This window comes from Petroclostridium xylanilyticum, from assembly GCF_002252565.1.
Taxonomy (GTDB): Bacteria; Bacillota; Clostridia; order SK-Y3; family SK-Y3; genus Petroclostridium; species Petroclostridium xylanilyticum.
Map to the genome: position 1 here is coordinate 12,589 of NZ_NPML01000019.1, position 22,364 is coordinate 34,952.

General features: G+C 43.8%; 26 protein-coding genes and 2 pseudogenes. 2 read left to right on the top strand and 26 right to left on the bottom strand.

Features of this window, described 5'->3' with window-relative positions; genetic code table 11:
- Positions 1-10: 10 nt before the first annotated feature.
- The 25 genes and pseudogenes from CIB29_RS12295 to CIB29_RS12405 form a co-directional block, all read right to left on the bottom strand.
- Positions 11-766 (bottom strand): endonuclease III domain-containing protein, encoded by a 756-nt coding sequence (locus CIB29_RS12295; RefSeq protein ID WP_242965208.1) that lies wholly within the window; start codon positions 764-766, stop codon positions 11-13.
- 92 nt (positions 767-858) lie between these two features.
- Positions 859-1,332 (bottom strand): hypothetical protein, encoded by a 474-nt coding sequence (locus CIB29_RS12300; RefSeq protein ID WP_242965210.1) that lies wholly within the window; start codon positions 1,330-1,332, stop codon positions 859-861.
- Between the two features lie 112 nt (positions 1,333-1,444).
- Entirely contained in the window at positions 1,445-1,612 is a 168-nt protein-coding gene (locus CIB29_RS18595; RefSeq protein ID WP_157910297.1) for a hypothetical protein, read from the bottom strand.
- 1 nt (position 1,613) lies between these two features.
- A complete protein-coding gene (locus CIB29_RS12305; RefSeq protein WP_094550118.1) occupies positions 1,614-2,018 on the bottom strand; it encodes a hypothetical protein in 405 nt (134 codons plus the stop codon).
- 134 nt (positions 2,019-2,152) lie between these two features.
- On the bottom strand, positions 2,153-3,721 hold the full coding sequence (locus CIB29_RS12310; RefSeq protein ID WP_094550120.1) for a recombinase family protein: 1,569 nt from the start codon (positions 3,719-3,721) through the stop codon (positions 2,153-2,155).
- Positions 3,684-4,142 (bottom strand): recombinase, encoded by a 459-nt coding sequence (locus tag CIB29_RS12315; protein WP_094550121.1) that lies wholly within the window; start codon positions 4,140-4,142, stop codon positions 3,684-3,686. Before CIB29_RS12315 ends, CIB29_RS12310 begins: the two co-directional genes overlap by 38 nt.
- Positions 4,136-5,707 (bottom strand): recombinase family protein, encoded by a 1,572-nt coding sequence (locus CIB29_RS12320; RefSeq protein ID WP_094550123.1) that lies wholly within the window; start codon positions 5,705-5,707, stop codon positions 4,136-4,138. The genes CIB29_RS12315 and CIB29_RS12320 overlap by 7 nt, the downstream gene beginning before the upstream one ends.
- Positions 5,708-5,768: 61 nt before the next feature.
- The gene (locus CIB29_RS12325; protein WP_094550125.1) at positions 5,769-5,987 is read right to left on the bottom strand and encodes an SHOCT domain-containing protein; all 219 of its coding nucleotides are present in this window, start codon (positions 5,985-5,987) and stop codon (positions 5,769-5,771) included.
- A 53-nt stretch (positions 5,988-6,040) separates the two neighbouring features.
- Positions 6,041-7,045: an N-acetylmuramoyl-L-alanine amidase gene (locus CIB29_RS12330; RefSeq protein WP_094550127.1), complete on the bottom strand. Its 1,005-nt coding sequence runs from the start codon at positions 7,043-7,045 to the stop codon at positions 6,041-6,043.
- Positions 7,042-7,461, bottom strand: coding sequence for a phage holin family protein (locus CIB29_RS12335; RefSeq protein ID WP_094550129.1), 420 nt, complete (start codon positions 7,459-7,461; stop codon positions 7,042-7,044). The genes CIB29_RS12330 and CIB29_RS12335 overlap by 4 nt, the downstream gene beginning before the upstream one ends.
- 83 nt (positions 7,462-7,544) lie before the next feature.
- Entirely contained in the window at positions 7,545-10,013 is a 2,469-nt protein-coding gene (locus tag CIB29_RS12340; protein ID WP_094550131.1) for a glycosyl hydrolase family 18 protein, read from the bottom strand.
- Positions 10,010-10,585 (bottom strand): hypothetical protein, encoded by a 576-nt coding sequence (locus CIB29_RS12345; RefSeq protein ID WP_094550133.1) that lies wholly within the window; start codon positions 10,583-10,585, stop codon positions 10,010-10,012. Before CIB29_RS12345 ends, CIB29_RS12340 begins: the two co-directional genes overlap by 4 nt.
- Before the next feature lie 9 nt (positions 10,586-10,594).
- Positions 10,595-10,789, bottom strand: coding sequence for a hypothetical protein (locus tag CIB29_RS12350; RefSeq protein WP_094550135.1), 195 nt, complete (start codon positions 10,787-10,789; stop codon positions 10,595-10,597).
- An 11-nt stretch (positions 10,790-10,800) separates the two neighbouring features.
- Positions 10,801-13,203, bottom strand: a complete 2,403-nt coding sequence (locus CIB29_RS12355; protein WP_479724525.1) for a phage tail spike protein — start codon at positions 13,201-13,203, stop codon at positions 10,801-10,803.
- 124 nt (positions 13,204-13,327) lie between these two features.
- Complete coding sequence (locus tag CIB29_RS12360) at positions 13,328-14,101, bottom strand: distal tail protein Dit (protein WP_094550139.1); 774 nt, start codon at positions 14,099-14,101, stop codon at positions 13,328-13,330.
- Positions 14,102-14,114: 13 nt separating this feature from the next.
- Positions 14,115-16,403 (bottom strand): phage tail protein, encoded by a 2,289-nt coding sequence (locus CIB29_RS12365; RefSeq protein ID WP_094550141.1) that lies wholly within the window; start codon positions 16,401-16,403, stop codon positions 14,115-14,117.
- 27 nt (positions 16,404-16,430) lie between these two features.
- Entirely contained in the window at positions 16,431-16,622 is a 192-nt protein-coding gene (locus CIB29_RS19250; RefSeq protein WP_094550143.1) for a hypothetical protein, read from the bottom strand.
- Positions 16,619-17,002: a hypothetical protein gene (locus tag CIB29_RS12375; protein WP_094550144.1), complete on the bottom strand. Its 384-nt coding sequence runs from the start codon at positions 17,000-17,002 to the stop codon at positions 16,619-16,621. Before CIB29_RS12375 ends, CIB29_RS19250 begins: the two co-directional genes overlap by 4 nt.
- Positions 17,002-17,601 carry a major tail protein gene (locus CIB29_RS12380; protein ID WP_094551084.1) on the bottom strand — a complete coding sequence of 200 codons (600 nt, stop codon included), beginning with the start codon at positions 17,599-17,601 and terminating at the stop codon, positions 17,002-17,004. The genes CIB29_RS12375 and CIB29_RS12380 overlap by 1 nt, the downstream gene beginning before the upstream one ends.
- Positions 17,602-17,606: 5 nt before the next feature.
- Positions 17,607-17,951, bottom strand: a complete 345-nt coding sequence (locus CIB29_RS12385; RefSeq protein ID WP_094550146.1) for a hypothetical protein — start codon at positions 17,949-17,951, stop codon at positions 17,607-17,609.
- Positions 17,948-18,238: pseudogene (locus tag CIB29_RS12390) on the bottom strand (HK97 gp10 family phage protein); the annotation flags it as partial. The gene CIB29_RS12385 and the pseudogene CIB29_RS12390, both read right to left, overlap by 4 nt.
- A 367-nt stretch (positions 18,239-18,605) precedes the next feature.
- Positions 18,606-19,376, bottom strand: a complete 771-nt coding sequence (gene istB / locus CIB29_RS12395; RefSeq protein WP_094549724.1) for an IS21-like element helper ATPase IstB — start codon at positions 19,374-19,376, stop codon at positions 18,606-18,608.
- Positions 19,373-20,563 carry a Mu transposase domain-containing protein gene (locus CIB29_RS12400; protein WP_094550148.1) on the bottom strand — a complete coding sequence of 397 codons (1,191 nt, stop codon included), beginning with the start codon at positions 20,561-20,563 and terminating at the stop codon, positions 19,373-19,375. Before CIB29_RS12400 ends, istB begins: the two co-directional genes overlap by 4 nt.
- A gap of 217 nt (positions 20,564-20,780) precedes the next feature.
- Positions 20,781-20,930, bottom strand: a pseudogene (locus CIB29_RS18410) (HK97 gp10 family phage protein); the annotation flags it as partial.
- A gap of 17 nt (positions 20,931-20,947) precedes the next feature.
- Positions 20,948-21,283 (bottom strand): head-tail adaptor protein, encoded by a 336-nt coding sequence (locus CIB29_RS12405; protein WP_094550150.1) that lies wholly within the window; start codon positions 21,281-21,283, stop codon positions 20,948-20,950.
- Positions 21,284-21,391: 108 nt separating this feature from the next.
- Between CIB29_RS12405 and CIB29_RS12410 the strand changes: the two genes are divergently transcribed.
- Together CIB29_RS12410 and CIB29_RS12415 are read left to right on the top strand one after the other, a co-directional pair.
- Positions 21,392-21,694, top strand: coding sequence for a DUF2089 family protein (locus CIB29_RS12410; RefSeq protein WP_094550152.1), 303 nt, complete (start codon positions 21,392-21,394; stop codon positions 21,692-21,694).
- On the top strand, positions 21,691-22,035 hold the full coding sequence (locus CIB29_RS12415) for a hypothetical protein (protein WP_094550154.1): 345 nt from the start codon (positions 21,691-21,693) through the stop codon (positions 22,033-22,035). Before CIB29_RS12410 ends, CIB29_RS12415 begins: the two co-directional genes overlap by 4 nt.
- 3 nt (positions 22,036-22,038) lie before the next feature.
- Here the strand turns inward: CIB29_RS12415 and CIB29_RS12420 are convergent, their stop codons facing one another.
- Complete coding sequence (locus tag CIB29_RS12420; protein WP_094550156.1) at positions 22,039-22,359, bottom strand: head-tail connector protein; 321 nt, start codon at positions 22,357-22,359, stop codon at positions 22,039-22,041.
- Between the last annotated feature and the right edge of the window lie 5 nt (positions 22,360-22,364).

The window sequence follows — 22,364 nt, forward strand, 5'->3', positions numbered from 1 at the left end:
AATCATTTTCCTAATCTTGTATTACTTTCTTGCATTCAGAATTAATTATACATTCGTTGCAATTAGGATTACTCGGCCTGCACCAAGTACGTCCAATCTCCCAGCATGAAAAATCTATTATCCCAGGAAACTCAGGATTTAGCTCTCTTGCCTTATAGATAATTGAATCTAAATCAGCGTTACTGTCAACCAAACCTGTCCTTCGCATTACTCTTAAAATATGTACGTCTGGGGATATGTCAATTGAGTAATAATCAGAAAACGGGATTTTAAATTGCCTGGCAAGAATATTAGCTGCCATTGTGGCAATTTTCTTTCCGCTTCCTTTAAACTGCAAAAATTCATAAACCACTTTTGCGCTGCTGGGATTATTACTCCATATTAGCGAAGCATCCCCATTATACTTCACTTTAATATCCTGAACTGCGGAATAAAACACTTCTGCCATTATATCGTTAAATCTATGTAATATATTCCTATTAAAAATATTCTTGTACTCTTCTAGCGAAACACTAGCTAAATCATCAATATTAAAGCTTCCTACAATTTCCTTTATTTTAAAAGGGATTGACCATGCCCGCTCTGCTTTAATCTGCCTATCCATCAAGCAGGCTAAAACAAAAGCATGAGGCGTGTTTTCAATATCGTTAAGAAATTTATCTTGTTCTGTGTTATTAACAAAAGGAATAAAATGTCTCTCAGAATCGCTAAATCGAGCTTTTCCTATTGTTACAAGTAAATGTTCCGGCATATTTATCACCTTCATCTCTTTTTATCATCTTGTTGACTCTATTTGATAAGGAATTAAATTCCGCCTTCTGTTTGCTTGATGAATAGCTCTTTTATTAATCAATCGCTTTACTCGATACTGCTCATTATCTCTTTCATGCTGTCGATTAAATAGTCCTTTTCAGGATCTGATACCTCGTTGTTTCCTTGTAGGCTGGCAATATAGGATTTAATAATATCTTTGGATTTTACAAAGTTAATGTTTCCAGGTAAATTGCTGAGTATCAATTGAGCATCTATAAACGCGCCCATACTATTAATAACTTGATTCATTAATTTTTCTGCCTGTTCGATATTCCCATTTTTCATTGCTTCTTTTGCAGAAATACTAAGGCTACGAATGTCTTCTCCCCATATTGCATATCTAGATGGAGTTGCCTTGCAGTCTTCATCGCATGAGTCAAAAATCGCTCTTTCTAACCTGACCATGAACATGCTTTCACTGTCGTGTTCTTTTACTCTCGTGATTACTACGGGAGTATTTTTGTTGTTAAAATTATAAAAATCTATTACAGCTCGCATCAATGATTGTATTTGAGCCAATCGTTATCATCCCTTTCGTCTTAACAATCAATTATAATCAGTTTTCACTGATAAATATGTTTCAGAAAAAATCTGTTGGTAAGGATAAATCACTTCAAAATGCACATCATGGCTATTTTTCATGTATACTACATTTAAATTCATCACAATATCCTAAACCATCATCAAATTCCTCAATCTTTCCCTTTGTGCAGCATTTAGGTACACCATTTTCGTCATGTTCACAAAACCAGCAAAAATCGCAAATTGGATCACAAACGGGGTCATTACAGATATACATTCTAATCCTCCTTCAGTTTTATGTAGTTTCCCGGCAGTGCTTCAAACATATCCGGGTAATGCCCGCATCTTGCCCTTATCTGTGTATATTCCGCTTTACTGCCATCCTTTTTTAAATACATCCTACGCCTATATATCTCATCGGCAAGTTCAGCTGCATGCATCGTTTTGTTTTCTGCCTCTGATAAGACAATTCGCATGGCTTCATGAAGCGTATAATTAGGCATTTCTTGCATGCCCATTTCTGTATCAGCTAAACTATTTTCATCATATTTTAAGATTATATAAGCTGGCTTATTATCTTTAAGCAGAACAACTTTTCCGTTCTTCTCAACAACAGAAAACACATGGTCTATATTGTTTTTTAATGAATCAAAGGGAATTAAGCTGTCTATTCTAATATCCATAATTCACCACCTCATCACAATTATATATGCAAATTATTTATTTGTCTATATATTTGTTTATATATTTGTATAAAGCAAAATGCCGCCAATTAAGAAGGGTTTCCTCCTCAACTGGCGGCAATCTTTTTGAAATCCTATAGTTTCACTTCTAATTCCAACCCCGACTTAAACTCAACCACTATCCTGTCACCATATACAGTCGCTTTTTCAACCAGTTTTCTAACCAGTTTATCATCGAACTCCGTAATATCACCGGTTTGCGTGTTAAGGAAGTCTGTCATCTCAGCAATCCTATCCCTCTTATCTTGGCGGAGAGCGTTTCTTGAAAGTGTTTCTTGCTTTAAATCTCGTAACCGGTAAATCTCATTGACAATATTATCGTATGCTCCCTTTGAATTTGCCTTTTGAATTAATTCTGTTTGGAGTTCTTCCAGCCTTTTATCAATATCTACCGTACTCTCATCCAAATCCTCGCTTAATACGGTTTTAATATTCTTTTTCAGTATAGCCAGAAAAGAGTTTTTCCCGCTGACCGCTACATTTATGGCTTTTACAATCTTCTCTTTTAGCGTATCTTCGAGTATAGTGGAAGCGGTACAAAACAAACCAGTGTTTTCCAATCGGCTGACGCATCTCCATACGATTGATTTCTTCCCTCGGTTATTCCAATGAACCCTGCGAAATATTTCATGACAGTTACCGCAGAAAACCATCTGTGATAAAGGATGATTATTGCTATAGTTTCTCTTCTTTCCATTCTTACTTATATGCACACATCTTCTTCTGACAAGCTGTTCCTGAACTTGCATAAAAATTTCACGCGGAATTATGGGTTCATGACTGTTTTCTACATAGTATTGTGGAACTATACCATTATTGGGTACCCTTTTCTTTGATAAAAAATCTACTGTATAGGTTTTCTGCAACAATGCATCACCGATATACTTTTCATTCCTCAAAATCTTATTGATGGTGCTGGTATGCCATCTTGGATTGCCTGCACCAGTCAGTATTCCATCAGCTTCCAGGCCCCTTGCTATCTGCAGCATGCTGGAACCTTCAAGGTATTCTTTGTAAATGCGTTTGACGATTTCAGCTTCTTCTGGCACGATAACTAAATTGCCATCCTTATCCTTTGTATAGCCAAGAAACCGGTTGTGATTAATATGGATTTTTCCTTGCTGATATCGGTATTGAATACCCAGTTTTACATTCTGGCTTAACGATTGGCTTTCTTGCTGCGCTAAAGATGCCATAATGGTCAACAGAATTTCCCCTTTTGAATCCAGCGTGTTTATATTTTCCTTTTCAAAGTAAACCGGAATATTTTTTTCTTTAAGCTGCCTTATGTACTTTAGGCAGTCCAGCGTATTTCTTGCAAACCGGCTAATAGATTTTGTAATTATCATATCGATTTTACCCTGCATGCATTCTTCTATCATTCGGTTAAACTCTTCACGCTTTTTCGTATTGGTTCCGGTAATACCTTCATCCGCAAATATACCGGCTAACTCCCATTCGGGATTGCTTTTAATGTAGTTTGTGTAATGCTCAATCTGTGCTTCATAACTGGTTGCCTGCTCCTCGCTGTCCGTAGATACGCGGCAATAGGCTGCTACCCGAAGCTTAGGCAATTCCTCAGCCTTTGCACTATTCCCAATCGGTTTACGAGCAGGAATTACCGTAACATTCCTCGTTGTCATCTAAAATCACCTCGCTCTTAATAAGACTATAAGCATACTCTGCCTGCTGAAATGGATCGTCGTATAGTTTATCTGGCATTGAAGCATGAAACTTAAAATTCAGGCATTTCTTTTCATTTCCCTTGTGTTCATAAATCCTGCCAAGCGCCTCAGCTCGCCTGCGCCTTTCCAATTGTGCTTCTTCGAATATGTCCCTGTTGATAATAGGCGGATAGAATTTATCCTCAACATACCGTTTATCTTTCAGCATTCTTGCAATAGATGTGTGGTAGCGCTTAATACCCGCTTTTTTGGCCGCCTCGGTTAAAGAAAGCCCGGAAAGATAAGCCTCAAATAGTTCCTTAATCTTAAGCGCTTCCTTTTCATTAACGACAGCCCTGCCGTTTTGAATGGAATATCCAAAAGGTATATGGCTCAACATCTCACCAACCTTTCCCTAAGGTTCAACCCGCATTTCATTTTTAAACCTATTTCCTCCTGTGAAAACACAATGATTTCTTCAATAAAGTCCTCAAATATTTCGCTGTCAAATGCATCAATCTGCTTTTCAGCCTTCGATGTAAATTTAAGAAGCTTCTCAACCTCAACAAGGATAGTCTGACTCCCATTGATTGCGCGGTTTATGGCTTCTTTTTGTTCTTTTAATAAGGCTGCTTCCTTGCTCAACTCGTTTTTTTGTGTATTAAAAAGAGCGGGTTCCAGATATCCTTTGGCCATAAGTCCCATAATAACCTGAACCCGCTCTGTATTTTCTTTGATTTTAGTTTCCAACTCCTGAATCTTCGCTATATTATCTGAGTAATTTGTTTTCTTTAAGCTTTGTAGCAATGGTCTTAGAATGAACTTATGACCGAAAATAAGCTTATTGATCATCACAACAAAGGCCTGATGGATCGTATCCTCCCTAATAAACTTCATTGAACAAGACGAAGCGTCCTTTATATGCTTTGTGCAGCACCAAGCAATATATTTACGGTCACCACTTCCATGAATTCGACGCTTAAAACTGCTGCCACATTCTGCGCATTTGATTTTCCCAGAGAAAGGGTAGCGTTTTTGATACTTGCTGCTTCCCTTGATTACACCTTTTTCTTTTCCTCTTTGCTTTAATATCTCTTGGGCGGCTTCAAATTCCTCATGGGATATAATGGCTTCATGATGATCTTTTATCATGTATTGATCTTTTTCCCCACGATTATAATGCCGCTTAAAATTTTCATCTGTATAGGTCTTTTGCAAAATGACATCCCCAGTATATTTTTCATTGCTTAAAATGCCACGGATAGTGGTCGCTGTCCAATGTGAACCTCTCTTTGTGAGGATTTTATCTAAATTTAATCCATCTGCAATTTTCTGTGTGCCTTTACCAGCCAAAGCCTCAGAAAAAATTCGCTTTACAATTTCAGCTTGTTCTTTATTGATAAATAGCTTTCCATCCGCATAATCGTAGCCATAGGGAGGATATGAAATCTTGTATGTTCCGTTTTGAAACCTGCGCCTGATAGACCATTTACTATTCTCAGCAATGGATAGGGATTCGTTTTCCGCAAGGCTGCTCAGAATTGTCAGCACTAATTCGCCTTCCATGCGCTGCGTATTTATATTCTCTTTCTCGAAATAGATGAAAACACCGAGATCGGTAAGTTTTCGCACCATTTCAATGCAGTCGGTTGTGTTTCTGGCAAATCTGCTGACTGACTTGGTTATAATAAAGTCAATCCTCTTGTTTTCACAATCTGCAAGCAGTCTTAAAAGTCCAGTTCGGTTTTCCTTTTTTGTGCCTGAAATGCCTTCATCATAATAAATCCCTGCAAATTCCCAATCAGGATTTGCTTTTATATGGGATTCATAATGGCTCTTTTGTGCTTCCAGGCTTGCCATTTGTTCATCACTGTCGGTTGAAACCCTGCAATAAGCCGCTACCCTCACCTTTGGCTTGAAAGCTTGAAGAGCATTGTTCCCATCAATCCTCGTTACCTTTCCCACTGTTTTCACCTCCTTCGGGTATGTGACATGTTACCTCTGTGTGCCGTTAATAGCAAGCCAATTAAGCCATAAGCTGTGCATACATTGGCGAGAAAGTTTTGCGGTTCAACTTGTCGATTTTGTTGAATTCTTCCTCTGAAATCAGTCCTGCTTTAAGCATCCTCTGCAGAATTTTGTATGCCCGCCAGTAATCAACCTCTCTTTGAAGTTCTTCCTGTGTTATCTTTGTATGGTTAATGTCCTGCGGGCTATATGATATATGATTAGCCGCCTCAATCATCCAAGCACCTCCTATAAAAACTTAGGACAGCCTTGTTTGGCTGTCCTTTATCGTTATTCCGGCAATTTCAAAACTTGTCCAGGATAAATAGTATCTGAAGTCAGGCCATTAAGTTTCTTAATCTCCGGGTATCTTGTTCCTCTGCCGAGTTCTTTTTCCGCTATTCTCCATAAGTTGTCGCCTTTTTGCACTGTATAGGTTCTATTGCTCTTGTTATCAGGAATGCTGTTTACAATTACAAGGTTTTCTTTTGCTACCCAAGTATTTATGCCTGCAATTTCTTGACCGCCAGATTTCTTAACCTTTTTGCCAAGCAAAACACATTCTTTGCCGCCTTTTACAACCGGCTTTCCTCCATATAAAGTCTGCGTAACCCTGTGGTAATAGTCATTTTTGACCCACAATGGAATTGCCACACTGCCGGGGGAGTAGTTTTTTGCGCTGTCCTTAAACTCCACCAGGTCGCCAATTCCAATATCCGTATTGTTATCTGTGTTGTTCTCCAGTGCTTTTTTCACTGCTTTGCGGAAGGTGTCCATACTCTCCCCATGTTTGGGGAACCAGTGCATCACATCAGCATGGTTGCTGGCAATACCCAGCTTATACCCTTCGCAGTGGCAGATGATATCATTCTCATCAAGACCGTACTCCCTGCAGAGCATAACACAGAGTTCAACCGCATTCTGCCATGCTTTGCGGAAATAATCTTCCTGCTTTGCTGCATCATAACCCACCATTACCGAGCCGGATTTATACGAAAACCCGGCAGGCTCACAGATTTCAAAGCCAATATGGGTATTGTTGGCTGCGCCTCCTGCATGCCACCCGCGATGATCCCAAGGCAGGTATTGCCAAACCTCTTTATCGTCTACAAAGGCGTGAACACAGACCTGCCTGTTTATTTCACCGGCTTTGTAAGACTTATTCCAGAGGGAAAACCAGTCGGCCGCCATTACGCCCGGCACAGCCGTCGAATGTACCATGATTCCTTTAGGCGTGATTTTCCGACCGGCCGTATAGCAATCGTTTCGCGTCATGTATTTGGTAAAAAGCTTCATTTCTTTTCATCCTCCTCATTTGAGCGGCCATGTAGTTGTTCCAATGCGTTCTTCAGCTTTTCAGGAATGGGCAGTCCTATATGTGCTGCATTCTCAAGAATTGAAATACCCTCGTTGCTTAGGTAAAAGAAAATCACCGCCGTCCGGATTGCCCCGCCGTTACCGAGAACTTGACTGTCAATAATATGTCCCACACCCACCAACACAAAAATGAGCACTTTCTTGAAGATGCCCTTGGCCCCGACTTCACTTGAAAGCTTCCTGTCCGCAATCGCGCACATCACGCCGGTCAGGTAGTCGATAGCCACAAAGGCGATCAGCGCATACAGAAATCCATCCAGCCCGCCAAGAAACCAGCCAAGGAAACCGCCGATAGTAGTAAAAACCGCTTGTACCCAGTTCCATACCGTTTTCATTTTCTTAAACCTCCGTTTCTTGAATTTTGCATACAAAAAAGCGCCCTGCCTTTAAGCAAAGCGCTGAATAAAAAACTTCTAACCTATATTTGTTTCGGAAGCGCCTCCCACAGCCGCATATCCTCCTGCCCAAGCGACCAGATGGCTATGCCTCGCAGCTTCCAGCGATAAGCCGCTTCGTTTGCCCAGTAAACAAGGCTATCCACATCCTGATAATACAGAATAGAAAAACCGTCTGCATCTCCGAGGAAAAGACGGGATATCCAGATATTGATGTCTTTCGGTATAATTTTTACTTCATAGTCATTGCCGCAGGAAAGCGCCAAAAGCTGCGAGTGGAAGAAATCATAGTCCAGCGAAATCTCCTCACTCCGGGTATCCGGTTCCTCCACATCGCTATTTACTGAAAACACCTGAAATTCATCATCCCACGTGACACCAGTGCGAGCAAGCCTGCCAAAGCTGGTTATAGTGCCATCTGGAAGTTCCACATCAAAACGCTCATATGGTTCATATACCCACGCATCGCCCAGCCGCAGCAGCTCACATACCGTCCTGTTGTCCGAACAATACCCTGCATAACCACTACCACCGTTTACATTCACTGTGAAGCACAAGCTTGAAGCTGCACCGGAATATACTCTTACCTTATTGCCGCGTTTTCGCATCTCTATAGTATACATATTCGGATTAGCACGAAGATCGGCATCTGCAGTTTTTGAGAAACTGGTAGAGTAGCTGCCAAGCAAGGAAGTGCCTTGATAAAGCTCGACTCTTTGTGTGTCATAATTTAAGCAGCAGAAAATATCCCCAAGGAACACCCCAGCCCGTCCACTGCTATTTTGAGGGAAAGCCAGCCTTGCCCGGATATGAATATCGGAAAACCCGTCATATTTCCATACAAGTTTGCCATATCCCTCGAGCTGGGAATATCGGCGACTTTCTGTGCTGCCTGGGTCCTGCCAAACATCCCATTCACCATTCAGCACAGTCCAGTAGTTTTCAGGCAGGATGTTCCTGTCCCGAAAATCCTCATACCAAATAAGCGCCGAATCGGGTTTTCTTCGCAACATTTCAAATGTCAGTTTAAACCCTCGATCCGGCTCAACCATCACACCATTTACATCCTTGAACCGACGAGGAGAGAGCATAAAGCTGGCTTCACCGGCAAAGGGATATTCTGAAAATCCACTGCAAACTCTAAAACCGTAAAACTGGACTCCCGGTACACCACCACTTATGCTGACAGCATGCGTTCCCTCTTGAAGAAATACACCTTTTGCAAGTGTCAACCAGCAAACTCTTCTCCAGTATGGCCACCATAAACGGTTCTCACTGAAAGTCTTTGAGTTACCATCAAGGGAAACGATAATCGCATTTTTGTCCCAGTAAGGAAAGCAAAGCTGTACTGCAATATCGTAATATCCCGCTTCTGTTATCTCGAAACGGTACTCTGCTGACGCCTGGTCATCTCCAAGTGAGGCCATCTCATCAGTAATAATGACATTTCCTTCATATTCATCCGGAACTCCGTTCCTGTCAATATAAATGGTTCCGAACTCCGCTTTCTGCTCCTTGCCATAACTTGTCAAATATCTTCGCCTGTTATAAACCCCTTTTAGCAGCGGATATTCCCAGGATACAGCATCCCATCCTTCCATATAGTCATATACATGAGGAAGAGCCCAAGGTACTTTGTTATAGTCATCCCAGTAAGCCACAATTGGAATAAACGGCTGGGGCGGTGCATCGCCTGTGAAATTGTAAACCCCAGTCATCCAGTATTTTGCCGCATAGTAGGTATTAGACACTCCTCGATAGGTTATTCCGAGGTTTTCAGGTGTATCATGGATCCTCCAGTTCCAGCCATAAGCGGGTAACCCCATGAATATCTTGTCCGGTGACATAACGGAGACAGCATAATCATATATGCCCTCAAGCCAGTCACGAGGAGATACCGGGCCGGGAGCAGAACCCGCCCATGCCATGCCGTAACTCATGATGGCGGCAGTATCGCAATAGTCGTTAAGATCGGCATAAACACACCAGTTTTCACCGCCCACCGAGCCTTGAACACCGGTCATGCCCGGCAGGCAGATGTTTACAAGCTTTGTTGAATCATAATACTTAACTGTATTGTATATATCCCTAAATAGTGCATTCGCCGCATCCTTGTTTTCATAACCGCCTCCGCGCTCCAGGTCAATATCTACCCCTGCACACCATGGATATTTGTCCATTATTCGGATAATCTCATTAAGAAACTTATCCTTTGCACCGTTTTCGTTGTTGCGAAGAGCACTAAAAATACTGGCTATTCCATGATTCATAATAGTGAGCAGCCATTTAATATGCGGCCATTTCTGAATATACGGAAGCATGCTGCTGATGCTGGTACCGGTTTCAGTGATTGTGCCTGTTGCGTCAACCTCAAAAGTAAAAATGCCCACCGTATCAAAGCGGTCGCCGTAATCTCTAAGTGCCTCATACATTCGGGCATTTCCCATAAAACTCCACACCATGCACCGCTTACCTTTTAAGAAATCCCTCACAACCGGTCACCGCCTTCTTGCATCTCCTGAAATTCAAAGAGCACCCGCGCCGATTTTCTCTCTTCCAGCTTCACCATATGTTTGCTGTCCCATGCCGCAGAATATTGATAAAAACCATCCTTTCGAGTGGGACTTCCGTTTTTAAGGCATTGGCGGGTGGATGCCTTAAGCGCCAGCTCATCGCCTGCGTTAACCGGGTCAAGAAATCTTACCTTATGCGCACCCATCCCCTGTGAAAGTTCAATACTCCCTGCGGTCATATCCTGTATAGGATAGATATAGCAGTCAAGACCAGCAGAAGTTTTACCCAGGTTGAATAAAATTACAGTCTCCGCTGTCCGCACCACACCGTTATAATGCCGGGGCGGAACTGGCTGCCCGTTTTCCTGCATCTTCGTAAGCATTTTACTCGTGTGGACGGTGTAGCCTGTCAATTGATCTCCTTCCTGAAATTGCAGGTCGGTAAAATAGATTGTTCCAGTGCAGTCGGAAATCTTAAGCGTCACAGTAACGCCAGCCACATGATTGTTGCTTTTTAGTTGTATGGTTTCCGCAAACCTTGAAAACTGCATCCATTTCACCTACCCGTCTAATGTCCACTGGATTTCACATACATGCCCGACCCATCCGGTGGAAACCGAGCCGCCTTGAAGCAATAAATCAGTAAAGTACACTGTGCCAGTGCAGTCAGTGATGCACAGCCTGATGGTGATAGTCTTGACTCTGCTGATACTTTTCGGAGAAAAACTGTGTACAATCTGATTGAAATATGCCATATCCACCACCCTCAAATCAGGTCTATAAACCTCGTTTCTGTTGTACCGTCCTCGTATTCAATGACCACTTCTACGCCCACCTGGCCGTTTTCACCCTTTTCGAGGTTTTCAGACGCAATCTGCGCTGAAAAGGTGTAGCTTTTGCGCGTTGCCGGGTATACCGTCTGCGACAGGCTCTTTGTCATACCTAGTACACCGACAGCCTTGAAGGAAGCAGTTCCCGAAACACCATTTTCAGTATCCACTTCAAAACCGGAATTTATCCAGTAGGCAAAACCGTCATCTGCCCGGGAATTGCGCAGATGGTTGAAAGGTACCATATCCTTGATTTCTTGACGGTTTAGCAGTTCAGCAGAGGACAGCGCATCTGCTGCCTTGTCCCATTGTGCAGAAGAGTCACCGAGCTCACGTAATTTGGTAGAAAGTTCGATTACTGTTTTCCAAGGTTCCTGCAGGTTATACTGTCTTCGCACGACGCGTGTCTTTACCAAAAGACCTAGTTCTTTATCATCTACCGTTACAATATCGCCCAGTTTCCATGCTTCATGCTCATAACCGGTCAGTGCAGATAAATCCATTGCCGACAGCACATATGAAACGCGAGGCTTCGAATATTCTGCAAGCCGCATTTTTGCATATTCCAACATCTGATACGGATTTGTAAACGACGAACAGTCAAGCGTCGATACCCTTACTTCACTGGAAAAACTGTAATCTTCCACATATTCCTTGCCTGCGTTAATTGAAGCAAATGTCATTCCGTCCTTACCATAAGCATATAGTCTTGTCACTAACTCTCGTGTATCTACTACCCGCTGAATACTTTTCAGGTTCTTTCTATATGAAAAAAGCGCTCCGCTGTCGGTACCGCTGAAAGTCAAAAGGTGTACCTGACGGTTGGCACTGTCAAACACAAGGTCGCCGCCATAGATGTTCTGTACGGCTCGAAGAATGGATAAGGCATTTTTTTCTGTACACTGCCATGTCCGTTTCGTAGTGACAGTAACATTTCCTACTGTCCAGCCTGTACCAAGGAGTGCATATTGCATCGGAACATCAGCGGTATCTGCGTTGAAGTCCATAGGTTCTTTTTCCGCACTGAAAGACAGATCGTAAAATACCGCTTCAGCATATACTTGCGTGATAACACGCCCGTCCTCACTTTTATTGTCCGTCAAGGTACGGATCCGGTAAATGTCATTTACGATCTGCACCTGCTTTTCGTTTTCCAGCGCGCTTCTTTTTGGATCATGGAATGGAAGTTTGAACTCCAGCGTGTCCGCACCGTTCACTTCGCCAGTGACAATAATATCATAGGCATTTTCAAGAACAGCTTCCCATGCTCCGTTTTTATCCAAAACCACAGGGCGGGCAAAGCCTAACTTCTCATATGGCGCTTTCGGTATATCATAAAGCTGTATTTCCAGCAGTTGTGGCGTCCTCAACGGATCGCTGCTGGTAAGGGTAACCCGGAACCTTATATATTGCCGATTTGGAGATTGAAGCTCACCGCTGGTTCCCACAGCCTGCCATGCCGACCATTCTTCAAGATCATCGCTTGTGCTGGTCTCTACTAAAGACACTGACGTAACACCTGCAGTGTATTCACTTGTAACAGCTACACGACCGCTGCCTGATAAAGCACAGGGAACTGCCTTTGTATAAAGTACGCCACTTGCAGGATACTCGCCATCTGTTACTTTAAGGGTGACTGTACCAGGCTCTGTCAAAGCATCTACGTCCGAAGCTGCATCCCCACCGTTTGCATGTAAAGACGACTTAAAATACAACAGCAAATCGTCTGCTGTAAGCTGAGAATCCGTTTCCAGAAACCAGTCGTCGAAGCCTCCGGCATAGTAGTAGGTATTTGCGTGCATGCCCATAATAATGTTTGCAGTACACTCCCGGTTCAGCTCTCCCGAAAAGGAACGCACAGGCGACACCCAAGTTGCCCCGTCGCTGCGATCGCATATGATGTTCTGTACCTTTTTGTTGTTAACTTCAATGATGGAGGCAATAAAATACCAGCCGCCATTTTTCAAGGTAATGGAAGCCGTTTCACTCTGGTCGTAGATTAGTGTACCGGAGGAGTTATACAACATCAGCCTAAGTCTTCCTTGATAAAGCGAAACATAAAAAATTGGCTGACCGGGTCCTTGGCGAGTATTGAATATGGGTATATATGTCTGTCCGACCGAATAGGTGGTAGGATTAATCCAACCGCCTACAACAATCTTTTCACCCAGATTGCTGAAAAAGCTTCCGTCATTTTCTGCTATAAGATGGGTCTTTTCAGAAGTCGGGTTAACGATGTTTTGCCTGAAGTATCGTCCGAATCTTCCAGCAATAAGGTTTGCTGATGTTCCTGACCAGCCGGAGATGGTAAAATGTCTGCCATGCCCCGATGAGTCCATAAGCTGCAGATTTTCGTCCGGCGCGCTTTCGTTGAAACGCCATAAAGCGGACGTCCGCGCGGTTATAGGAAACTCTCCGGTAAAATCCTCTTGGCTCGTTAGGATTGATTTTATCGCCATGTTATCACCTCCATCTGCTTTTTGCCTGTATTTTTAACTCAGTAAATGTCGCGTTTGCTGCAGCAATCTCAATATTATTAACACCTTTTCTGAGAATCGGAAAATTCAGATCCTGCAAGCTGGAAAGACCATTTCTCAAGGTGCCGCCTGTTTCATCTATAACCTTAGCCGTTACCATGGTGGAGTCGATAACAAGAGTTTCGCCTTCAGATAATGAGCCGACAATCCGCAATTCCTCTCCGTTCGTAATAAGTGAAATATAGCTTGATGAGGACGTAGAGATCAAACCCTTCAAGAGATAAACCGGATTGGAATCTGCATTTCCTTTAACCCGCTCCAACTCGTGTAAACCTGTTTCAGAGAGGACAAACACCTCATCTTCCAGCGCGTAAGCATATGGGTCTGGACAAACAAACCGAAGTTCAAAGCTGCCGGCTGTCCGCAGTAGCCGCTCGCAGTCAACCGCTTCCGAAAGCCGCGCCATGAAATATCGGTCGGGCAAATCATCGAGAACAAGTTGTTTAAGCCCGTTTTCCGGATTCAACCACTCTGCAACATTATCAAGAACCGATACAAGCTCGGCAAAACTACGCTGGGGAAGCACACTGCAGATAATTATTATGTTTCGTTCGGATATATCGCACCCAAAATCCGCAATACCAGCTTTGCCAGGCACAGTTTCAAAGGAATTGCGAAGGGCAGGGGAGACCTGCCATTTGGTAAGTCTTGCCCGTATTTTCATGCTTTGTGACGATATTCCATTGTAGATAAATCCCATATGCTTCCCTCCATTACGCTGTTATAAAACGTCCCTGCGCCCTTGAGCCGGTCTGCATCAGATTATATAACTCCTGTGAAATCTTACGGATGTCGTCTTCGCCACGTACAATCATCTGCTGCACCACGACCAGCGGGCCGGAAGCTAAACCGCTTGATCCGCTACGACCGCTTATGTTAATGTCAGGGGATATATTAAAGTCCGTCGGCACCGCATTTTGCATATCGTTTGCCACTCTGGCCATAGCCTTGTCGAATCCCTCGCCAATACCCAGTGCCATATTGCCGCCAATGCCTTCAAAAACAGTTGACGGAGATCTGATTCCGAGGAAATTCTTTACTCCATCAACAATACCGGAAAAGAAACCAGAAACCTTGTCCTTGATCCAGCTTCCGAGGCTTTTAATGCCTTCCCAGATGCCTTTTACAATGTTCTTACCGATCTCAACCACCGAAACAACCGCCTTGCCCAAACCTTCTATAATAGCCGCAATAATCTGAGGCAAAGACTTTACTAGTTCGGGAATGGCTTTTACAAGCCCGGCAGCAAGCTGTACGATAAGCGTAATTCCAAGTTCTACGATCTTAGGCAGGTTGCTTGTCACGAAATCAATGATCGACGCGATAATCCTCGGCAGGGCCTCGATAAGCTTTGGCAATGCGTTCAAGAGTCCCTGCGCCAGTCCCTCGATAATGGCAAAGGCCGCATCTAAAATTTGATCCATGTTGTTAATAAGCGTTTCGCAGATAAGGATAATAGCTTCAACGACAGCCGGGATCAGCTCCGGAAGCGCCTCCCCGATGCCGGATGCCAGCGTCACAATCATTTGCACTGCTGCTTCCACCAAAGCGGGAAGGTTGTCAATGATTCCTTGCACCAGCGCCATAACAAGCTGCAAAGCGCCTTCTGTTATCTGCGGCAGGGCGTCAATCAAAGCCTGCAGCAGCGTCATGACAATCCGCACTGCCGCGTCAATAATAACCGGCAGATTGTCCACAATAGCGCCGCCGATGGAGGTGACGATATCCAAGCCCACCTGAATGAGGTTCGGCAGGTTTTCCATCAGCATGCCCACAAGGCTTCCCACCGTATTGCCGATGACTTCGCTTATCTTTGTCCAGTCGCCATTTGCTTCAGATAATCCACGAGTAAATTCCCCAAGAAGCGCAACGCCGTCGTCGGCCAATATCTGAAGCTGGGGAAGCAGCACTGTGCCCAGCATGTTCTTGGCCGCCTCGCCGCCCGCCTTGAGCCGCTGGATGCTGTCGTCGAATTTCCCGAGAGCGTTCAGCGAATCCTCGCTCATGACCGCGCCCATGCGCTTTGCTTCCTCGGTCAGCTCCGCTATCCCTGCCGAACCCTGCGCAATCAGGGGATTGAGTTCCTGCGCGCTTTTTCCGAAAATTTGCATGGCCAGCGCGTCGCGCTCGGTTTCATTGGACACCTTGCCGAGAGCATCTATGGTTTCCCAGTATACGGCTTCGCTGTCGCGCAGATTGCCGCTCATATCTGTGACCGAAACGCCGAGCTTCCGGTAAGCGTCCGCAACCTCGCCGGTGCCTTTCCGTGCGGAAGACATGGATCTGACGTTCCTTGCCATGCTGCCGGTTAAGGTGTCCAAGGACACATCCACAAGCTCCGCCGCGTACTTGTACGCCTGCAGGCTGTCGGTGGACATGCCGGTTACGGTTGAAGCGGTTAGAATTTCATCGGCATAGGCAGCGGAATTTACCGACATATCCACCAGCGCCTTGCCCGCGCCTACTGCCGCCGTACCTATCGCCGCCATAGCCGCGCCCATGGCCACGCCGATTCCTTTCAAAACGCCGCCCAGTTTCTCAAAGCGCCCGCCCGCGTCATCCGCCTGTTCCGCGGCTTTTTTAATCTCGCTGCCGAATTCGTCCGCCTGTTTTTCAGCTTCGTTAAACTCTTTTCCCGCATTGTCCAGCGCTTTGTTGTTTACCTCCAGCTCGCGCTCCATTTTGTTCAGTTCAGCTTTGGCATTATTAAGCTGTATTTGCCACGACTGAGTACGCCGGTCGGTTTCTCCGAAAGAGGAGGCGGCATTGGCAAGCGCTTTCTCCAAAGTAGCTATTTTTTCTTTCTGCAATTCGATCTCTTTGTTAAGCACCTTGTTTCTTGCTGTAACAGCTTCAATTGACTTATCCTGCTTGTCAAACTGAGATGCGACCAGGTTCATTTCGCTGCCCAGCACCTTGAAGCTTTGATTGATTTCCCGAATGGCGTTTTTAAATTCCTTTTCGCCTTCAATCCCGATCTTCAAGCCAAAATTGTCTGCCACATAACCGCCTCCTTTCCTGCAAAATCTTTAAATTCCATAAGGTATCACATCATCAATAGTCAGCATACGCTTCGGTTTAGCCAGCCCTAAAAACTGCTTATGACACTCCCATAAGTCGAGTAGGTACCCAATGGGCATGAGCCATACTTCTTCCTCTGTACGGTTTAGCTGAACTGTGCCGTAATACAAAAGCCGAGTGAACAATTCCTCATCGCTCACTCGGCCGGTGTGTTTTTTAAGTCATCTTCACTTTCAACGTTTCTTTTGGTACCTTTGAACATCGCTTCCATGATTGCGTCTTTGTATGCCGCCAGCTCCAGCGGGGATGTAAGAAGCTCCACCGCCTCCTCTGTCAGAAGCTCCCGCTTATCCTTATTTTTCAGGTTGTGTATCAGAATGCTCTGGTTGGCCAGCAGCGTAATCAGCCATACCACTTCGTCCAGCGCCATTTCAAAGTTCTCTGTTTTCATCAGCTTGGCGCCGAGATTCTCAAGTCCGCCGTACCTTTTAGCGATTTCTTTTGTCGCCTTGGTGGTTAGAATAAGCTGATATTCCTCGCCGCCGATGTTGATGCTTGAGCTTCTATCCGTATCCTCCATTATTCGCCGCCTCCTCCCACGGCGAAGATAGGTTCATATACCTGCGTATACCAGCCGGTAATGGTTTCAGGCAATACACCGGGATCGTCCTCGCTGACTTCTGCCTTCCAAGGATGCTTACCTTGGCCATCCGGTTTGTTACGTCTCATGACTGTCCCTTCAATGGTGGGTGTCGAAAAGGTAATACTATCACCTTTCGTCTGTAGATTTGTCGCCGGGATGCCGAATTTTACCCTGTACAGCCAGAAGTACCTGTACTTACCGTTAGCTTTCTTGGCTCTGAAACCGATTGCCACAGGAGCGCCTCCATCCTCGCTGGCTGAAATCAGCACCTTGTTGTCGTCAAGGGTGGCTCCCGTCAAAACCTCTGCAGCGGCAACTCCAATGTCCGCAACACCAAGAGTCATGGTGCCGCTTTGAAATTCCTTGACCACTTCTGCCGCTCCGTCATCGGCATAAAGCGTCGCCTCGGCCAACTCCACCGAAAGCTCCGCCGTAATCGCCTTAGCCAGCGGAACAGGCGTGTCATAGGTTTCTTCTCCGTTTTCATTCTCGGTTATTTTGGCATAATATAACCTGTCCAGTCCGATTGTGGCCATGCCTCTCATTCCTCCTTTACTTCATATTCTTTTGCCACATCAATGGCATAGTGGTGATAGCCGGTATCGTCCTCATGGCCTATATATCGCCTATCGGTAATGGTAAAGCCCGCTTGAAGCAATGTGTTAACTATCTGGTTTTTGCGGGCAGTGTAGTTTCCCTTTATAAATAAAGACAACCGTACCTCCTGGGTTTCAGCCTGAGGCCGGTTGTCTGCAAAAACCTCAAATGTATCTGTCATCGGGGTAATGACAAGGTACCCATCCGGCGGTACACCGCTAAACTCTCCGGTTTCAATGGGGATGCCCAAAACATCCAATAACGAATTTAATTCTGACAATATGCTCATATACGACCCAACTCCTGTTCCAGTCTTGATTTCATTGCTTCGATGCAAGACTTCCTCGAAGCCGATTTTCCAGGCTTCAGAAAAGGTCTTGGAGGCTGCCCGGACTTGCCGTATTCGATAATATTAGCGATTTTTGCGTTGCTTTCCCCGTCTTTTCTTGGCTCCGAAAAGCCGATTTTAATATTGTGGTTTCCATCCCTATCCTGCTTGGTAGGAGAGAGTCCCAGAGCATTTACCAGTTCACCGGTTGCTCTGGACGGATATTTAGTACCGCTTCCGATAACTGTATTTGTCAAGTGAAAAATGGACCTTTTTATAATTAAATTTTACCCCCCTTAAAGATGACATTAGTGTAAATAATTAACATTAACATGTTCCTTTCACATAGGGAAAAAACTTTTTCAAGAATCCAGTTGACAACAAGCCTCCCCTCGATGATTAGCCAGCCGATGGGGCCAGCCCCCACCCCCTCGAAGTATGGCTATGAAGTTCGAGCATAGAGGGAGATGGGCGGCTGGCGCCTTAACAGGCTATCATACAGGAACCTCTCATTGTAAACCGCACTTAAAAAACTTTTTTCTCCCGAGTTTCAGGTAGCCTTAAATAAACTTCTTAAACTATTCACCACCCCTTCTTATGACATGGTTGTTAAAATTATTGTTTCTGCATCCATTCTCTTGTCTCTTTGAGCCTGAATGAGTTACCGTTCATATTCACTATGTAAGCTTTGTGAGTTAGTCTGTCAATCATTGCAGCTGTCATGACAGGATCCTTAAATATCTCTCCCCACCTTTCAAACGATAAATTAGTAGTTATAATTGTTGATTTTCTCCCGGCTCTTAATGATAGATTGGTAAACAGCAGTTCAGATCCTTCCTTATCAAAGGAAATGTAACCTAGTTCATCTGCTATAACCAGATCATATTTCTCAAACCTATTTTCAAAGGCCCGCAAGCTTTTCTCTGAACGGCTCTCTTTAAGCTGGTTTATCAGTATAGGCACTGCCGTAAAAAGCACCTTATAGCCTTTAAGGCAAGCTTTTATGCCCAATCCTATCGCAAGATGGGTTTTACCTGTACCGGGATTCCCTGCGAGTATCACGTTTTGACCGGTAGATATAAATTCAAGAGAACTTAGCGTCTTAAGTTTCTTTTGGGCATCCTCTGGTAAATCCTCAACCTTTAAATCTTCAATATATTTTTTATACGGGAAACCGGCAAGCCTTATCCTGTTCTGCTTTGCATGTTCTTGCCTTAGATCATGCTCCCTCTCTAATAGCCGTAATAAATACTCTTCATAGCTTACATCTCTTGTACTTGATTCTTTTGCCTCCTCTTCGAAGTATTTCCTTATGGCTGGAAGTCTTAAAAATGTTGCATACCTTTCTATATCCTTATACATTTCCTTCTTATCTTTTATACTCATATAATTACTGTCTCCTTCGTAAATTCTTCAGAAGAAGTGGGTATCAGATATTTAAATTTTTCAAGCATTTCCTCAGCTTTTGCAGTTATTTCACAGACTTTGGCATTATATTCTGCGCTGCTTCCTGTTAAGGTTACATCCTGTGAGCGGTTGCAAATTGCCTTTATCTTTTCGGTCGTTACATCAAGAGGGCTTATCTTTTCTAAAGCTGAAATTGCTTCTTCAACTTCTTCTATACTTTTTTGTGAAATTAATTCCAGCAACTCTATGAATTGCTTCTCCCTTTTGATATAATACCTACTGTAGATTTGTTGAAGCCTGGGATCTGCCTGATGCATTGCTGTGCTGCTGGCTAGAGCTCCCGGCTTTCTCTTTAATGTGTTCACATAATGCTCTATCTTGATATCCCACTCGTTAAACCCATATCTCCTGTTATGTTCTGCTATTTTGACCCCTTCATAAAAACATAGGATTTTGTTTGAATATACCTTGGTAAATATTTTTTTACCTACGTACATGTCAGGGACAGAATAATGACATGTATCAATAATTATAGTGGAATACTTATCAACACGGGGCTCTACAATCCTTGCAGCATCATACATAGGCATTTTGGGTAATAACCCCTCACGTTCTTCTTCCAATATTTCAAAAGCAGTCTTATTATCGTTAAGCTTTTGTTTCCTGTTATTCAATTGGTCACATACTTTTTCAAGATATTCATTTGCTTCCTCTATTGAACTGAAATGATCCTTAAATGCGAATGCTTTCCTGCGGATGTACTCCACACTCCGCTCCACATGGCCTTTCTCATTTCCGGAACGTATGTTGCAGAACCTGAATTTAAAGCCATAGTATATGGACAGCCTTAGTAATGCCTCAGTAGGCTCCTTCTCATGTGTCCCAACAAATTTTTTTACTGCAACCCTTGTGTTGTCATAAACCATTGTCCTGTAAACCCCGGATATCTTATCAAAAAACAATGCATGAGATTCTTGAAAACATGCCGTATCCTGCTTTGTAAATAATCTTGCATATCTAAAATTACCCTTTGCACTTGTAAAAGTAGACAACTGCAAAACTTTATACTCATTATCTATGTATAATTTTACTTCACCCCAATCAAATTCACATACATCTCCTGGATCATATTCAGCTTTTATATAGGCCTCAGCTCCTTTGCTCAATAGATTATTTACTGTATTTACAACAGTGGCAACTCCCTTGCTATAGCCTTTTTTGCTTTATTTTCCAAATATGCTGCTATGATAATTTGCTGCTTCTGGCTCAACTTAATCAACTCCTCTTGCCCCCTCTTATGCATGTTTTACATAAGAGAGTTTACCTGTCAGGGGGGGATTTTTCAATTATAACCGGGGTCCATTTTTAGATTAGCATAAACACGATAACCGACTGCAGGTTGGACTTTACTTTGGAAAGTACCACTTCTCCACCTGCTTCTAATACCTTGGGTATGATTTCGTCTGTTCTTTCTCCAAGTCTGGAAAGCCTGAGCAGGAACTCTTCCGGGATTTTAACTTCCACCTTAGCCACGTTGCAGCCACCTCCTTTTATGCTTTGCTTGATTTCACCTTCTCCGCAAGCACCTCAATATACATTCCGCGCCCCTTCACATCCTCTACACTTACAATGTTGTACCTGCCATCGCTGCAAACGAGTACAAGATCTGTGGTAACTTCCAGGTTAGGTATCTTACGGAAGCGAAACAGGGCAGACGCCTGCGAAAACGCCGCCCTGTTTGCCCATTTTTCACTGCCATGCCTGTCTTCCTTGTATGCCCTTACCGAAGCGAGAATGACATCACCTTTTTCAGCAAAACCCTCACTGTCCTTAACCGGGTTGGTTGAGATGATATCCACGAAAGTGCTCATTTTCCCGAAACTCATCAAATGCCTCCTTCCAAATGTTATTTTATACAAAAATAAAGTTGCGCTTTCCTCTTGATTTTAATAATATTAAGGTATAAACTTAATATTATTAAAGGAGGTGCTCATATGGCCATCGAAATTGTTCCTGATTGGATGTCAAACCTCGAAGATGAAGATCTGGTGTTCATTAAAAATTTTCTTCAAGCCTCTGGATCTCTTAAGGAAATCGCTCGCCAATACGGAGTAACGTATCCCACAGTACGCCTGCGGCTTGACAAATTAATTCAAAAAATAAAAATCACTGAAGATACAGAAAACGATCCATATATCGCACTGATTAAGCGATTGGCAGTAAATGACAAAATTGATTTTGACACTGCCAAAATCCTAATTAATGAGTACAAAAAAATAAAGGAGGCAGTACAGTGAGAAATATTGCAATTTTAGTTCCTGCAGCACTCGTCATCTTTGCGGGTTTTATATTGCTACAGATTTTTCTGTCTAAAAATGATAATAAATGGTTGGGATTAATGCTTCCTGTCATTTGCTTCTGTGTCGCACTTGCCGGTTCGGGTTATCAAATCTATGAATGGTCAGCCACCACCTATGGAAATTCAAACACCAGTGCCTTTGGATGGGTAGGCGCGACAGCCGCTTTCTTCTTTACCTACAATATCCCAACTGTCATTTTGCTTGTGATTTACTTCGCCTGCAGGGGAAAACAAAGGCGTAAAAAGGCTCTTGACAAAATGAACGTGCAGGATTTATAGCCTTTACATTCCCCATTTCCGGTCGAGGCGGAGGAGCATGTTTACTGTATTCCATACCTGCTGTCCTGCCTGTACGCTATCACCGAAAAAACCGGCCGTCGAGCCATCCCTGCTTTCGTAGAAATGGCTCGACAGCATGATGACAGCCTGCTCAGTAGTAGGCGGCATAAGATTTTCCGAATACCAACCCTCGGATACGTGCTGGTAGCTCTCGGCATAGGAAACGGCGGCGCGGATGTACCCTTTCAGTAAATCGTCATCCTCGTTATGCTCTAGAACAAGGTTTGCCTTGACCTTCGGAAGCAAGCTGTCAATCACGCTCATGCCCG